We start from the raw sequence: 15256 nt of genomic DNA on the forward strand, positions 1-15256 counted from the left end.
AACATTATATGAAGTTACAAGAATTGCTCAAAAACATCCAACCGGTTCAGATTATCGGCGATGCAGAAGTAGAGGTGTCGGGCATTAACATCGACTCTCGAAAGATTAAGGAAGGTCACCTGTTTGTTGCCATGAAGGGTACACAGGTAGATGGACACAAGTTTATTCCTAAGGCGATAGAGCTCGGTGCCAAGTCGGTATTGTGCGAGGATATGCCTGAGGACAAGACAGAGGGCGTAACTTACATTCAGGTAGAATCTACCGAAGACGCTGTAGGAAAAGTAGCCACTCTCTTCTATGGCGACCCATCGAGAAAGCTGAAATTGGTTGGCGTTACTGGTACCAATGGAAAAACCACCATCGCCACCTTATTATATAATATGTTCCGCAAGTTCGGTCATAAATGTGGCTTGCTCTCTACCGTATGCAACTACATCGAAGACGAAGCTATCCCTGCTGACCATACTACTCCAGACCCTATCGAACTGAACATGCTCCTGGGCAAGATGGTAGAGGCAGGCTGCGAATATGCGTTCATGGAATGCTCATCCCACGCCATCGCTCAGAAGCGTATCGGCGGTCTGCAGTTTGCCGGTGGTCTGTTCACCAACCTGACCCGTGACCATCTGGACTATCACAAGACATTCGAGAACTACCGCAATGCCAAGAAGGCATTCTTCGACGGTCTGCCTAAGACTGCCTTCGCCATCACCAATGCGGACGACAAGAACGGCATGATCATGGTGCAGAACACCAAGGCTACCGTGAAGACCTACTCTACCCGCTCCATGGCAGACTTCAAGGCAAGAATCCTGGAGTGCCACTTCGGTGGCATGTATCTCGAGATAGACGGCAGAGAAGTTGGCGTACAGTTTATCGGTAAGTTCAACGTGAGCAACCTGCTCGCCGTTTACGGTGCAGCCATCATGCTCGGCAAGAAGCCAGAGGATGTACTCGTAGTGATGAGCACCCTCCACAGCGTGAACGGACGTCTGGAGCCTATCCAGTCACCAGAAGGCTATACAGCCATCGTTGACTATGCCCATACACCAGATGCACTGGAGAACGTATTGAACGCCATCCACGAGGTACTCGACGGCAAGGGCGGCGAAGTAATCACCGTATGCGGTGCCGGCGGCAACCGTGACAAGGGCAAGCGCCCATTGATGGCACAGGAGGCTGTAAAGCAGAGCGATAAGGTAATCATCACCAGCGACAACCCACGTTTCGAAGAGCCACAGGACATCATCAACGACATGCTTGCCGGACTCAATGCCCAGCAGATGAAGAAGGTAATCAGCATCGTAGACCGCAAGGAAGCCATCCGCACAGCCTGCATGATGGCAAAGAAGGGCGACGTAATCCTCGTTGCCGGCAAGGGACATGAAGACTATCAGGAGATTAAGGGCGTGAAGCACCACTTTGATGACAAGGAAGTGATTCGCGAAATCTTCGGTATCAACAAGTAGTAACATCATCAATTAGAAAAAAAGAAAAGAACAATGTTATACTATCTTTTTAGATTTCTGGAACAGTGGGGCATCTCAGGTTCTCACATGTGGGGTTACATCTCGTTCCGTGCCCTGCTCGCACTGATATTGTCACTGGTTATTTCTGCCTGGTTCGGAGAGAAATTCATCAAGTATCTCAAAAGCAAGCAAATCACAGAGACTCAACGCGACGCCAGCATCGACCCGTTCGGCGTAAAGAAAATCGGCGTACCTTCCATGGGTGGTGTCATCATCATCCTGGCCATTCTCGTACCGGTATTGCTGCTCGGAAGATTACGCAACATCTATCTTATCCTGATGATTATCACCACCGTATGGCTCGGTTTCCTAGGTGGTATGGACGACTTCATCAAGATTTTCAAACGCGACAAGGAGGGCTTGAAGGGCAAATATAAGATTATAGGACAGATTAGCATCGGCCTGATTGTGGGACTGGTAATCTGGTCTTCACCTGATATAAAGATGAACGAGAACCTCGCCATCGAACGACAGGGACAGGAGACGGTGGTGAAGCATCGTACGGAAGCAAGAAAATCGCTGAAGACCACCATCCCATTCGTCAAGGGACACAACCTCGACTATTCCAGCATCACCAGTTTCTGCGGTAAGTACAAGGTAGCAGCAGGCTGGATTCTCTTCGTCATCATGACCATCTTCGTAGTGACCGCAGTTTCAAACGGTGCCAACCTCAACGATGGTATGGACGGAATGTGTGCCGGAAACTCCGCCATCATAGGTGTGGCACTAGGCATACTTGCGTATGTGTCTTCGCACATCGAGTTTGCCGCCTACCTCAATATCATGTATATTCCTGGTTCTGAGGAACTGGTAGTATTCTTCTGTGCCTTCATCGGAGCCCTCATCGGTTTCCTCTGGTACAACGCCTACCCTGCCCAGGTATTCATGGGCGATACGGGTTCGCTGACCATCGGCGGTATCATCGCAGTAGGTGCCATCATCATCCACAAGGAGCTGATGCTGCCTATCCTCTGCGGTATTTTCTTCGTAGAAAGCCTCAGCGTGATGATGCAGGTTTACTATTACAAGATAGGAAAGCGGAGAGGTGTGAAGCAGCGTATCTTCAAGCGCACACCTATCCACGACAACTTCCGAACACAGGACAATCAGCTGGATCCTGACTGCAAGTATCTGTGGAAGAAGCCTCGCAACTGCTACCACGAGTCGAAAATTACCATCCGTTTCTGGATTGTAACCATCATCCTGGCGGCATTGACCATCATCACATTGAAGATTAGATAATACACGGGCTCTTATCAGCCTGAACAGATAAAAACAAAAACAATGAGTAAAATTGTAATTTTAGGAGCTGGCGAGAGCGGAGCAGGTGCTGCCGTGCTGGCCAAGAAAGAGGGATTTGAAGTCTTTGTATCTGATATGTCGAAGATCAAGGACAACTACAAGAAGTTGATGGACGACCACAATATCGAGTGGGAAGAGGGTCATCACACTGAAGAGAAAATCTTAGATGCCGATGAGGTCATCAAGAGTCCGGGTATTCCTAAGGAAGCACCTATGATTCAGAAACTGATGGCAAAGGGCACTCCTATCATCAGCGAAATAGAGTTTGCCGGTCGTTATACCGACGCCAAGATGATTTGCATCACTGGCAGCAACGGTAAGACTACCACGACTTCTCTGATATATCACATCATCAAGTCGGCTGGCTATGATGTAGGCTTGGCTGGCAACATCGGAAAGAGTCTGGCACTTCAGGTGGCAGAGACTCCTCACAAGTATTATGTCATCGAGCTGAGCAGTTTCCAGCTCGACAACATGTATGAGTTCCGTGCCAACGTGGCTATCCTGCTCAACATCACTCCAGACCATCTGGACCGCTATGAGTTCAAGATGCAGAACTATACCGATGCCAAGATGCGCATCACACAGAACCAGACAGAGGAAGACAGCTTCATCTTCTGGAACGACGACCCTATCGTTACTAAGGAGTTGGCTAAGTACAACCTCAAGTCACACCTCTGCCCATTCTCTGAGTTCAAGGAGGAGGGTTGCGTGGGCTACATCGAAGACGGCAAGTACAAGCTCAACTTCCCATCAACCTTCGAAATGCCACAGGCTGACATGAGCCTCCGCGGCAAGCACAACATCTACAACAGTCTGGCTGCTGGTCTGGCTTGCAACATCGTAGGCATCGACCATGAAACCCTGCACAAGGGGCTCAGTGACTTCCCTGGCGTAGAGCATCGTCTGGAGAAGGTGGGCAAGTTCCAGGGCGTCTACTATGTGAACGACTCAAAGGCAACCAACGTGGATGCCTGCTGGTATGCGCTGGAGAGCATGACCACCCCTACCATCCTCATCATCGGTGGTAAGGACAAGGGAAATGATTACAACCAGATCAAGGACCTGGTGAAGGAGAAATGCACAGGTATCGTATACCTGGGAGCTGACAACCAGAAGTTGCACGACAACTTCGACGCACTCGGCATCCCAGTCCGCGACACCCACAGCATGAAAGACTGCGTGGCAGCCTGCCAGGAACTGGCAAAGCCAGGCGATACCGTATTGCTCAGCCCATGCTGCGCCAGCTTCGACCTGTTCAAGAACATGGAAGACCGTGGCGAGCAGTTCAAGGCATTGGCAAGAGCCATCGGAGAATAACTTTTTATTTTGCAGGAATTTAGAGATAGGACAATTAGGAAATGAACAATAAAACCATAGGCAACATATTCAAGGGAGACAAAGTTATCTGGATGATATTCTTCTTCCTTTGCATGATAAGTATCATAGAGGTATATTCTGCCTCCAGCTCTTTGACATATAAGACCGGCAACTATATGGCACCTGTCATCAGACATATAGGTCTGCTGGGACTCGGCTTGCTTACCATGATATGTATGCTCAAGGTGAAGTGTAAGTTCTTCAAGATTGTGACGCCGTTCATGCTAGGCCTATCCTTCATCTTACTCCTCTGGGTGCTCGTGGCAGGTCAGTCTACCAACGGTGCTTCCAGATGGATAAGTCTGGCAGGTATCAATTTCCAGCCATCAGAGATAGCCAAAGGAGCCGTCGTCCTAGCCGTAGCACAGATTCTGAGTGCAATGCAGACAGAACATGGAGCCGAAAAAAGAGCGTTCAAATACATTCTGATTGTCTCCAGTATTTTCGTCGCTCTCATCGGATTGGAAAACCTTTCTACCGCCATGCTGCTATGTTTCACCATCTTATGCATGATGATCATAGGCAGAGTACCAATGCGGCAGATAGGCAAGCTGGTGGGAACTGCACTTATAGCCATCTGTATTATCTTTGCCAGCATCATGATAGTAGGTAAAGACAAGGGCGATACGGCTAAGCCGGAAAACTCTCTGACAGAGAAGGTTGTGCAAGACGAAAAGGAAGAAACGGGCGTAGTAGACAAGCTGTTCCATAGAGCCGACACCTGGAAGGCGCGCATCGATAAATGGACAAGTTCCAAAGCGATTGCACCGGAGGATGTAGACCTGGACAAGGATGCTCAGGTGGCACATGCCAACATCGCCATCGCCTCTTCCAACATCGCAGGAAACGGACCGGGCAACTCTGTAGAACGAGATTTTCTATCGCAAGCCTACTCTGACTTCATCTATGCCATCATCATCGAAGAAATGGGTATAGAAGGAGCCATCTTCGTGGCTCTGCTCTATATCTTCCTACTGTTCAGAGCAGGAAGAATTGCAAACAGATGCGAGAATAATTTCCCGGCATTCCTATGCATGGGACTGGCGATATTGCTGGTAATACAGGCTTTGTTCAACATGCTTGTAGCAGTGGGGCTTGCACCGGTAACCGGACAGCCTCTGCCACTTATCAGCCGAGGTGGAACATCCACCGTTATCAACTGTCTATATCTTGGCATCATTCTGAGCATCAGCCGTACTGCTAAAAAGAAAGAAGGGGCTCAAAACATGCCAAATTCTGACAAAATAGCTGTTGCATAAAAAAAAGTATAATTAATTAAGCAAAAAATGCCATTAAATGGATTTTTTTGCTTACCTTTGCGTTGGATTTATGACCTTCGGGTCAGCAAACTAGAATGGATATGAATAATGAACTAAGAATTATCATAAGCGGAGGCGGTACAGGTGGTCATATATTCCCTGCTGTATCCATCGCAAATGCCATCAAGGCGAAACGCCCTGATGCTAAAATTTTGTTCGTAGGAGCACTCGGCAGAATGGAAATGCAGCGTGTTCCTGCTGCAGGTTATGAAATCAAAGGATTGCCAATCTGCGGCTTCGACAGAAAACATCTGCTCAAAAATGTCGCTGTACTCTTCAAGATATGGAAAAGTCAGCACATGGCTAAGAACATCATCAAGAACTTCAAGCCAATGGCGGCTGTAGGAGTGGGCGGCTACGCCAGTGGACCAACTCTCAATGTTTGCGCCAGCAAAGGTATTCCTTGTCTCATTCAGGAACAGAACTCATACGCAGGTGTCACCAATAAGCTCTTGGCTAAGAAGGCTGAAAAGATATGCGTGGCTTACGAAGGAATGGAGCGTTTCTTCCCTGCCGACAAGATTATCATGACGGGTAACCCAGTCCGACAGAATGTACTTGATTCTACTATCAGCAAGGAAGAGGCTAGAAAGCAATTCGGACTCGATCCGGAAAAGAAGACCATCCTGCTCGTAGGTGGTAGCCTCGGAGCCAGAACCATTAACGAGAGCATACTTCAGCACCTCGACCTGGTGAAGGAAAGCGGTGTACAGTTCATCTGGCAGACTGGTAAATACTACAATGCTGCTATCATGGAGCAACTTAAAGGTAAGGAATTGCCTATGCTCAAGGTAACAGACTTCATCAGCGACATGGGCGCAGCTTACAAGGCAGCCGACCTGGTTATCAGCCGTGCCGGTGCCAGCAGCATCAGCGAGTTCTGCCTCATCGGCAAAGCCGTCATCCTGGTTCCAAGCCCTAACGTGGCAGAAGATCACCAGACCAAGAATGCCATGGCATTGGTCAACAAGGATGCTGCCATCTACGTCAAGGACGCAGACGCACCTGAGGTATTGCTGAAGAAAGCCGTTGAAACAGTGAAGGACGAAGCCAAGCTCGCTTCACTCTGTGAGAACATTAAGAAATTAGGATTAAAGAACTCAGCCGACGTCATCGCCGACGAAGTCATCAAATTAGCAACAAAGTAATGGAAATCAAAGATATTAAAGCAGTTTATTTTGTAGGAGCAGGTGGCATAGGTATGAGTGCCATTGCAAGATACTTCCTCAACAAGAAGTTGGTAGTAGCAGGATATGACAAGACTCCATCCAATCTGACTCATGAGTTGGAGAAAGAGGGAATGCTCATCCACTATGAGGAAAACGTAGACCTGATTCCTGAAGCTTGCAAAGATGCCAAGACTACATTGGTCGTCTATACACCAGCTATTCCAGCAGAACACAAGGAACTGGTTTTCTTCCATGAGAACAACTTCACCATCGAGAAGCGTGCACAGGTTTTAGGAACATTGACACGTACTCACAAAGGATTGTGCGTAGCAGGTACTCACGGCAAGACATCAACTTCTACCATGTGTGCCCATATCATGCACCAGAGTCACGTTGACTGCAATGCCTTTCTGGGAGGTATCTCTAAGAACTACGGCACCAACTACATCCTCTCCGACAGGAGCGACTACGTAGTAATCGAGGCAGATGAATTCGACCGCAGCTTCCATTGGTTACGTCCATGGATGAGCGTCATCACATCTACAGACCCTGACCACCTGGATATTTATGGCACCAAGGAGGCTTATCTTGAAAGTTTCCGCCACTATACAGAATTGATTCAGCCTGGCGGTGCGCTTATCATCCACAAGAATCTGGAAATGAAGCAGCACGTACAGAACGGCGTCAAGATATATGAATACAGTCAGGACGAAGGCGACTTCCACGCAGAAAACATCAAGATAGAGAATGGCGGAATCACATTCGATTTCATCTCTCCTATCGAGAACGTAACAGGCGTAGAACTTGGTCAGCCTGTGCCAATCAACATCACAAACGGTGTGGCTGCCATGGCTATGGCGCAGTTGAACGGCTGCACGGCTGATGAGCTTCGTTACGGCATGAAGACCTACGGTGGAGTGGATCGCCGCTTCGACTTCAAGATCAAGAACGACAAGCTTGTATTCCTCTCTGACTACGCTCATCACCCAAAGGAGATTTACCAGAGCGCCAAGAGTATTCGTGAGCTTTACAAAGATCGCAAGATTACGGCTATCTTCCAGCCACACCTCTATACCCGCACCCGTGACTTCTACAAGGACTTTGCCAATAGTTTGAGTCTTCTTGACGAAGTGATACTCTGCGATATCTATCCTGCTCGCGAACAGCCAATTCCAGGAGTAACTTCCAAGTTGATTTACGACAACTTGAAGCCTGGTGTTGAAAAGAGCATGATTCACAAGGAAGATGTACTTGACTTGGTAAAGAACAGGGATTTCGATGTACTTGTTGTATTAGGAGCTGGCGACTTAGACAACTACGTACCACAAATTACAGAGATTCTAGAAAAGAAATAAATGCATATCCATAACATAAGAAAATAAATGCACATCAATTGGAAGAAAATCACAATCATCACACTAGACCTTATCATAGGTACATATCTAGTGTTTGCCTTCACCAAGTTTAACAAACCTGATGAAGCAAATCTGGTATGCACTAAGGTGAACATCAACATACAAGACGAGATGACCAATGGTTTTCTGAATGCGAAGGAAATCAAGAAACGACTGGAGATAAACAAGCTCTATCCGCTGGCAAAACCACTGAACGACGTGAATGCCAGAAAGATAGAAGAATCGTTGAAGACCAGTCCTTTCGTAAAGACGGCAGAATGCTATAAGACCCAAGAAGGTCTGGTAGATATCTACCTCACCCAACGCATGCCAATCGTAAGAATCAAGAGCATCAACAATGAAGATTATTACATAGATGATCACTATCAGATTATGCCCAACACCAACTATACCAGCGATATCATCATCGCTACCGGGTATATCAACAAGTGGTTTGCCAAGAAATACATCTCATTACTAAGCAAGGCTCTGATGACTAGTGAATTGTGGAGAAACCAGATAGAACAGATAAATGTGCTGCCCGACAGAGGCATTGAGCTAGTGCCACGAGTGGGCAACCACATTGTATATCTAGGCTGCTTGCCGGAGACCAATCACATTGACAAGAGAGAAAAAAACATCAATGAATTCGTCAAGAAAAAGATGGATAGGTTGGAGAAATTCTACAAGTATGGCCTCTCACAAGCAGGTTGGAACAAGTACTCATATATAAACATCGAGTTCGACAACCAGATTATTTGCACAAAGCATCACAATAGCTAATTTAAAATTGAAACAGAAAAGATAATATAAGAACTATGCCAAAGGAATTTATTGTAGCTATCGAACTTGGTTCATCCAAGATGACAGGTATAGCAGGTCAGAAGAATTTAGATGGTAGCATCACCGTACTTGCTATCGTCGAGGAGAACTCATCTTCTTGCATCAGAAAGGGAGTCATATACAACATCGACAAGACCTGCCAGTGCCTAACAAGCATCATCAAGAAATTGAAGAATATCTTGAAGCAAGATATTGCTCAAGTTTATGTGGGCGTAGGAGGACGATCAATACGAAGCATCAAGAATGTGATCGTAAAAGACTTGCCAGGCAACTCCATCATATCTCAGGAAATGATCAACGAAATCATGGACGTAAACCGCAACATGACATACCCTGATCAGGAGATTTTAGATGCAGCAACACAAGAATATAAAATAGATAACCAATTCCAGACTGACCCAGTCGGCATACAGTGCAACCATCTGGAAGGTATCTTCCTGAACATTCTTTGGCGCAAGAATTTCTACAATAACATCAATACATGCTTCGAAAATGCCAACATCCCTATCGCTGAGATGTATCTCGCACCTTTGGCTATGGCTGACAGCGTTCTCAACGACTCGGAAAAACGCGCTGGATGTATGTTGGTAGATTTAGGTGCCGACACAACAACGGTCTCTGTATATTATAAAGGTATCCTCCGTCACTTGTCTGTCATCCCATTGGGTAGCAGCAACATTACAAAGGACCTTACATGCCTGCAGGTAGAAGAGACTGATGCTGAAAACATGAAATTGAAATACGCCAAAGCATATACAGACATCAGTAATATTGACCCAACCCTCAACTATCAGATAGATCGAGACCGATACGTAGAAAGCAAGAAGTTTATCGAAATCGTAGAGGCTCGTGTTGAGGAAATTGTAGAGAACGCCTGGTTCCAGGTTCCTGTAGAGTACTCTGACAAGCTGATGGGCGGTATTATTCTGACTGGCGGCGGCAGCAACATGCCTGAAATCGATAAGGTATTCAAGACACATACCCATATCGAAAAGATTCGCATTGCTAAATTTGTCAGCCAGACCGTGAATTCAAAAGACCCAAAGATTACCAATCACAACGGTATGATGAATACTGTATTGGGATTGTTGGCTAAGGGTAACATGAATTGTGCAGGCAACGAAATTGGTACAGATCTCTTCACCTTTGCAGAGACGACACCTGTCAATGACTTGCATAAGACACCAAGAAATCCAAACGAAACTGTAGGTACGGGCGTTGTTCTAACCGCTGCAGAAAAACAGAAGGCAGAGGAAGAAGCCAAGCGCAAGAAAGAGTTGGAAGAGGAAGAAGCAAGAAAGGCTGCAGAAGAAGAAGCTGCTAAACAGGCAAAAGAAAGAAAAGAAAACAGCCTCCTCCACAAGATGATGAGAGGCATCAAGAGCTTCGTTAAGGACACCATCTCTGAGGAAGAATAAAAAAAGTGACTATTACAATAAATATTAAGATTATACAACTATGCTAGATAATAACAATTCACCACATATTCTCGACTTTGGTGAGCCAGAGAAAGAAAACAGCATCATCAAGGTGATTGGTGTTGGTGGTGGCGGCGGTAACGCTGTAAACCATATGTATCGAGAAGGCATTCACGATGTGAGTTTTGTGCTCTGTAATACAGACAATCAAGCACTCAACGATTCCCCTGTACCTGTACACCTGCAGTTAGGAAAAGAAGGACTTGGAGCCGGCAACAAGCCTGCAAAAGCCCGCCAAGCAGCAGAAGAGACATTGGAAGACATCAAGAATATGCTCAACGATGGTACTAAAATGGCATTTATCACTGCCGGAATGGGTGGTGGTACCGGTACCGGTGCTGCTCCAGTCATCGCCAGAGTAAGTAAGGAACTGGGCATTCTTACTGTAGGTATCGTTACCATTCCTTTCCGATTTGAGGGTCCTAAGAAAATCGACCAGGCTCTCGATGGCGTTGAGGAAATGTCTAAACATGTAGATGCATTGCTGGTTATCAACAACGAGCGTCTCCGCCAGATTTATCCAGACCTCGCTGTACTCGATGCATTCGGTAAAGCCGATGATACATTGAGTGTTGCTGCCAAGAGTATCGCTGAAATCATTACCGTTCACGGACTTATCAACCTTGACTTCAACGATGTGAAGACTGTATTGAAAGATGGTGGCGTTGCTATTATGAGTACAGGTTATGGTGAGGGAGAAGGTCGTGTCAAGAAGGCCATCGAAGATGCATTGAATTCACCATTGCTCAATGATAATGATGTATTCAACTCTAAGAAAATCCTTTTGAGCATAGCTTTTGCAAGCGAAAAGAAGGACAATCCTGGCTTGACAATGGACGAGATGAACGACGTCAACGATTTCATGGAGAAGTTTGGAGACGACTTCGAATTGAAATGGGGATTGGCCATCGACCCAGAATTGGGTAGCAGGGTTAAGGTTACCGTTTTGGCAACAGGATTCGGTCTCGAGGATGTAGAAGGCATGAACCGCCATCTCAAGAAACATACAGAAGAAGAATCACGTCGACTTGCTGAGGAAGAAGAAAAGAGAGCTGAAAGAGAAGACAGACGTAAGCGCTATTACGGTACTGACGGTAATACAACACAGTACAAACGCCATCCTCACATCTTCCTGTTCCGCCAGGAGGATCTTGACAACGAAGACGTTATCCTGCAGGTAGAAAATACACCTACCTATAAGCGTACACGCCAGACCCTCGAAGAAATCCGAAACATCGCTTCAGGCAATGCAGAACCTAAAGACGATAACAACGGAGATGCAGCAGCTGTACAGGGAGTCATCAGTTTTGCTTAAGCAATAACCGTTGACAACTAAGCGAACAGCTCTTTGAGAACAGAAAAACTCCTCATTTCCGGGAAACCAGGAACATGAAGTTTAAAATATTCCAGAATCACCTCTACACATCTGTTTCTTTCCATACGAGACATTGTGTAGAGGTGCATTGTTTTATACTCCAAACGAAGCAGGGCAACCAACCGCAAAGAATCCTCCCTATTTAAATAATGTACGTGCGTAGGAACATAGGGTACAAAACATCCATCAACCAAATCAAAATAATCACCGCTCATTCCACTTTCAATATTAGGCGAAAAACCTAAAAAGAAAGTCAGGCGAATCATAAAGACAATATGAAAGTTGGAAAAACTCCCCTCCACTCTATCCAGCCATTCAATACTATCCTGCATAAAGAGATATAGCGAGGCATTGGCTTGCTCATTTTTCGTGGTATAAGACAACAACTCAGCCAAGAACATGGAAATAGCCAATTTGTAAGGAGAGAAAGGAATATCAATAAACGCATAACCGATGGAAGCCTCCCGGATACGTTGAAGATTAGACTTGGGACGATAATCAAATTCCAATTGCAATAACATCAAGGGCTGAAACAACTGACGCTTCAACCTTCCCTTAGAAGACTTGGGTATACGGACCATAAAAGACAGTCTACCCAACTTTTCTGTGAAAAAATCCACGATAAGTTGAGCATCCCCATACTTGATAGTTTGCAACACGATTGCCCGGGTTTTAACTTCCATTTTGTCAAATATACTAAAAAACAGGGCAAAATTACAAAAAAAAACGCATTTAGAGAAAATTTTCAGTAAAAAATTTGCAGGAATCAAATAAAAGTAGTAACTTTGCACCCGCAAAACAGCGATGGTCCCTTCGTCTATCGGTTAGGACGAGAGATTTTCATTCTCTAAAGAGCAGTTCGACTCTGCTAGGGACTACAAATAACAAGAATATAAAAAAATAACATAAAAAAGAAGATGGCAAATCATAAATCATCAATCAAGAGAATCCGTCAGGACAAGAAGAAGGCTTTGCACAATAAGTATTATGCAAAGACTATGCGCAATGCTGTCCGCAAGTTGCGCAACATGTCTGACAAGGAAGAGGCTGTAAAGCTCTATCCTACAGTTCAGAAGCTTTTAGACAAGTTGGCTAAGATCAACGTTATCCACGAGAACAAGGCTGCAAACTTGAAGTCTGGTCTTACACAGCACATCGCTAAGTTGGCCTAACTTATAAGTCGAAGCAAAAAATAAATAAGGCTGCAATCCTTCAAGAAGGGTGGCAGCCTTATTCTTTTTATCACCACCTTAACATTTTCACGATTCCCCATCTATTTCACCGCTCTATCTACCTGTCATTTTGCTATCGTAAGCACAACGTTTTTCGCACTTTTTCCAGCTATTTCTTACACTTCTCAAAAAACTTCTGTTTTTATCTCTTTTTTCGCTATTTTTCACAAAGAAAACCTTCTGTATCTCAGCTTTTTTTAGTATCTTTGCACAGAAATAAGACAATACTAAAATGGCAGATAATCAAAACAACGCAAATAATTACTCAGCGAGTAACATTCAGGTCCTTGAAGGCTTGGAAGCTGTTCGCAAGCGCCCAGCGATGTACATTGGTGACATCTCTGAAAAAGGTCTTCACCACTTGGTCAACGAAACTGTTGACAACTCTATTGATGAAGCAATGGCTGGCTACTGTACAGACATTGAAGTTACCATCAACGAAGACAACTCTATCACTGTAGAAGATAATGGACGTGGTATCCCTGTGGATATGCACGCGAAGCTACATAAATCAGCCCTTGAAGTCGTAATGACCGTGCTCCATGCCGGTGGTAAGTTCGACAAGGGTTCATACAAAGTTTCCGGTGGTTTGCATGGTGTGGGTGTAAGTTGTGTAAACGCACTCTCTTCCCACATGCTGTCACAGGTCTTCCGTGGCGGCAAAATCTACCAGCAGGAATACGAAAAGGGTAAACCTCTTTATCCCGTCAAGGTAGTAGGTGAAACCGATAAGCGCGGTACACGCCAGCAATTCTGGCCGGATCCAACCATCTTTACCCACACAGTCTATAGATGGGACATCATTGCTAACCGTATGCGCGAGTTGGCATTCCTCAACGCAGGCATCAAGATAACCTTGAAAGATTTGCGCCCTGACGAAGAAGGCAAGACCAAGGAGGAGGTATTCCATGCCAAGGATGGTTTGAAGGAATTCGTCCGTTACGTAGACCGTCACCGCACTCACCTCTTCGATGATGTTATCTATCTGAAGACCGAGAAGCAGGGTATTCCTATCGAGATTGCTGTGATGTACAACACAGACTATTCAGAGAATATCCACTCATACGTCAATAACATCAACACCATTGAGGGTGGTACCCATCTGACTGGTTTCCGCATGGCGTTGACTCGTACTCTGAAGGCTTACGCAGAAGCCGACCCGACCATCTCTAAGCAAATAGAGAAGGCAAAGGTAGAGATTGCACCAGAGGACTTCCGCGAGGGTCTTACAGCCGTCATCTCTATCAAGGTGGCAGAACCTCAGTTTGAGGGACAGACCAAGACCAAGCTCGGTAACAGCGAGGTTCAGGGAGCCGTCCAACAGGCAGTAAATGAAGCTTTGGCTGATTACCTGGAGGAGCATCCAGACGAAGCTAAGCGCATCTGCGAGAAGGTGGTATTGGCTGCTACTGCACGTATTGCAGCCCGCAAGGCACGTGAAAGCGTACAGCGCAAGAACTTCATGACAGGTGGTGGTCTGCCTGGTAAGCTTGCAGACTGTTCCATGAAGGATCCTAAGGAATGCGAGATTTTCCTTGTCGAGGGTGATTCCGCTGGTGGTTCAGCCAAGCAGGGTCGCGACCGTTTCCGCCAGGCTATTCTCCCATTGCGTGGTAAGATTCTGAACGTAGAAAAGGTTCAGTGGCATAAAGTATTCGAAGCTGAGTCTGTCATGAACATTATCCAGAGTATCGGAGTTCGCTTCGGTGTAGACGGTGAAGACAGCAAGGAGGCAAACACAGACAAGCTGCGTTACGACAAGATTATTATCATGACCGATGCCGACGTCGATGGTTCACACATCGACACATTGATTATGACTTTGTTCTATCGCTTCATGCCAAAGGTTATCGAGGAAGGTCACTTGTACATCGCTACTCCACCTCTCTACAAGTGTACTTACCGTAACAAGGTGAGCGAGTATTGCTATACAGAGCAGCAGCGCCAGGCATTCATCGACAAGTATGGCGAGGGGTTGGAAGACAAGAATATTCACACTCAGCGATACAAAGGTTTGGGTGAGATGAACCCAGAGCAGCTTTGGGAAACCACTATGGACCCATCTACCCGCTTGCTCAAGCAGGTAACCATCGATAATGCAGCTCAGGCTGACGAGATTTTCTCTATGCTGATGGGCGATGATGTGGAGCCACGCCGCGAGTTCATTGAGCAGAACGCTACTTATGCCAATATCGACGCTTAAAGTTAACACGAACATATTGGGGGCAGACTAGG

General features: G+C 46.0%; 12 protein-coding genes. 11 read left to right on the forward strand and 1 reads right to left on the reverse strand.

Features of this window, described 5'->3' with window-relative positions:
- Positions 1–8: 8 nt before the first annotated feature.
- The 9 genes from ACTQ16_RS09790 to ftsZ all read left to right on the forward strand — a co-directional run bounded on the left by ACTQ16_RS09790 (position 9) and on the right by ftsZ (position 11729).
- Complete coding sequence (locus ACTQ16_RS09790; protein WP_217760577.1) at positions 9–1469, forward strand: UDP-N-acetylmuramoyl-L-alanyl-D-glutamate--2,6-diaminopimelate ligase; 1461 nt, start codon at positions 9–11, stop codon at positions 1467–1469.
- Between the two features lie 33 nt (positions 1470–1502).
- Complete coding sequence (mraY, locus tag ACTQ16_RS09795; protein WP_294967410.1) at positions 1503–2771, forward strand: phospho-N-acetylmuramoyl-pentapeptide-transferase; 1269 nt, start codon at positions 1503–1505, stop codon at positions 2769–2771.
- Between the two features lie 42 nt (positions 2772–2813).
- Positions 2814–4151 carry a UDP-N-acetylmuramoyl-L-alanine--D-glutamate ligase gene (murD, locus tag ACTQ16_RS09800; RefSeq protein ID WP_153124160.1) on the forward strand — a complete coding sequence of 446 codons (1338 nt, stop codon included), beginning with the start codon at positions 2814–2816 and terminating at the stop codon, positions 4149–4151.
- 41 nt (positions 4152–4192) lie between these two features.
- Positions 4193–5470: an FtsW/RodA/SpoVE family cell cycle protein gene (locus ACTQ16_RS09805; protein ID WP_441937240.1), complete on the forward strand. Its 1278-nt coding sequence runs from the start codon at positions 4193–4195 to the stop codon at positions 5468–5470.
- Positions 5471–5571: 101 nt separating this feature from the next.
- Positions 5572–6678 (forward strand): undecaprenyldiphospho-muramoylpentapeptide beta-N-acetylglucosaminyltransferase, encoded by a 1107-nt coding sequence (murG, locus tag ACTQ16_RS09810; RefSeq protein ID WP_153124156.1) that lies wholly within the window; start codon positions 5572–5574, stop codon positions 6676–6678.
- On the forward strand, positions 6678–8054 hold the full coding sequence (murC, locus tag ACTQ16_RS09815) for a UDP-N-acetylmuramate--L-alanine ligase (protein WP_441937242.1): 1377 nt from the start codon (positions 6678–6680) through the stop codon (positions 8052–8054). Before murG ends, murC begins: the two co-directional genes overlap by 1 nt.
- Before the next feature lie 27 nt (positions 8055–8081).
- Positions 8082–8876 carry a cell division protein FtsQ gene (locus ACTQ16_RS09820; protein ID WP_294967404.1) on the forward strand — a complete coding sequence of 265 codons (795 nt, stop codon included), beginning with the start codon at positions 8082–8084 and terminating at the stop codon, positions 8874–8876.
- Between the two features lie 35 nt (positions 8877–8911).
- Positions 8912–10354 carry a cell division protein FtsA gene (ftsA, locus tag ACTQ16_RS09825; RefSeq protein WP_294967402.1) on the forward strand — a complete coding sequence of 481 codons (1443 nt, stop codon included), beginning with the start codon at positions 8912–8914 and terminating at the stop codon, positions 10352–10354.
- 40 nt (positions 10355–10394) lie between these two features.
- On the forward strand, positions 10395–11729 hold the full coding sequence (gene ftsZ, locus ACTQ16_RS09830; protein ID WP_294967400.1) for a cell division protein FtsZ: 1335 nt from the start codon (positions 10395–10397) through the stop codon (positions 11727–11729).
- A gap of 17 nt (positions 11730–11746) precedes the next feature.
- On the opposite strand, the gene recO is transcribed toward ftsZ, so the two are convergent.
- Positions 11747–12472 (reverse strand): DNA repair protein RecO, encoded by a 726-nt coding sequence (recO, locus tag ACTQ16_RS09835; RefSeq protein WP_217760583.1) that lies wholly within the window; start codon positions 12470–12472, stop codon positions 11747–11749.
- Positions 12473–12706: 234 nt separating this feature from the next.
- Here recO and rpsT point away from each other — a divergent pair, with 234 nt between their 5' ends.
- Together rpsT and gyrB are read left to right on the forward strand one after the other, a co-directional pair.
- On the forward strand, positions 12707–12961 hold the full coding sequence (rpsT, locus tag ACTQ16_RS09840) for a 30S ribosomal protein S20 (protein ID WP_153124144.1): 255 nt from the start codon (positions 12707–12709) through the stop codon (positions 12959–12961).
- Between the two features lie 292 nt (positions 12962–13253).
- Complete coding sequence (gyrB, locus tag ACTQ16_RS09845; protein ID WP_299400279.1) at positions 13254–15224, forward strand: DNA topoisomerase (ATP-hydrolyzing) subunit B; 1971 nt, start codon at positions 13254–13256, stop codon at positions 15222–15224.
- Positions 15225–15256 lie beyond the last annotated feature (32 nt).

Source organism: Prevotella sp. LCP21S3_D2 (assembly GCF_052118345.1).
GTDB lineage: Bacteria > Bacteroidota > Bacteroidia > Bacteroidales > Bacteroidaceae > Prevotella.

What these genes read in the sequence shown, in the direction of transcription:
- ACTQ16_RS09790 (WP_217760577.1), top strand. Translation starts at nt 9, where the DNA reads ATGAAGTTACAAGAATTGCTCAAAAACATCCAACCGGTTCAGATTATC.
- mraY (WP_294967410.1), top strand. Translation starts at nt 1,503, where the DNA reads ATGTTATACTATCTTTTTAGATTTCTGGAACAGTGGGGCATCTCAGGT.
- murD (WP_153124160.1), top strand. Translation starts at nt 2,814, where the DNA reads ATGAGTAAAATTGTAATTTTAGGAGCTGGCGAGAGCGGAGCAGGTGCT.
- ACTQ16_RS09805 (WP_441937240.1), top strand. Translation starts at nt 4,193, where the DNA reads ATGAACAATAAAACCATAGGCAACATATTCAAGGGAGACAAAGTTATC.
- murG (WP_153124156.1), top strand. Translation starts at nt 5,572, where the DNA reads ATGAATAATGAACTAAGAATTATCATAAGCGGAGGCGGTACAGGTGGT.
- murC (WP_441937242.1), top strand. Translation starts at nt 6,678, where the DNA reads ATGGAAATCAAAGATATTAAAGCAGTTTATTTTGTAGGAGCAGGTGGC.
- ACTQ16_RS09820 (WP_294967404.1), top strand. Translation starts at nt 8,082, where the DNA reads ATGCACATCAATTGGAAGAAAATCACAATCATCACACTAGACCTTATC.
- ftsA (WP_294967402.1), top strand. Translation starts at nt 8,912, where the DNA reads ATGCCAAAGGAATTTATTGTAGCTATCGAACTTGGTTCATCCAAGATG.
- ftsZ (WP_294967400.1), top strand. Translation starts at nt 10,395, where the DNA reads ATGCTAGATAATAACAATTCACCACATATTCTCGACTTTGGTGAGCCA.
- recO (WP_217760583.1), bottom strand. Translation starts at nt 12,472, where the DNA reads ATGGAAGTTAAAACCCGGGCAATCGTGTTGCAAACTATCAAGTATGGG.
- rpsT (WP_153124144.1), top strand. Translation starts at nt 12,707, where the DNA reads ATGGCAAATCATAAATCATCAATCAAGAGAATCCGTCAGGACAAGAAG.
- gyrB (WP_299400279.1), top strand. Translation starts at nt 13,254, where the DNA reads ATGGCAGATAATCAAAACAACGCAAATAATTACTCAGCGAGTAACATT.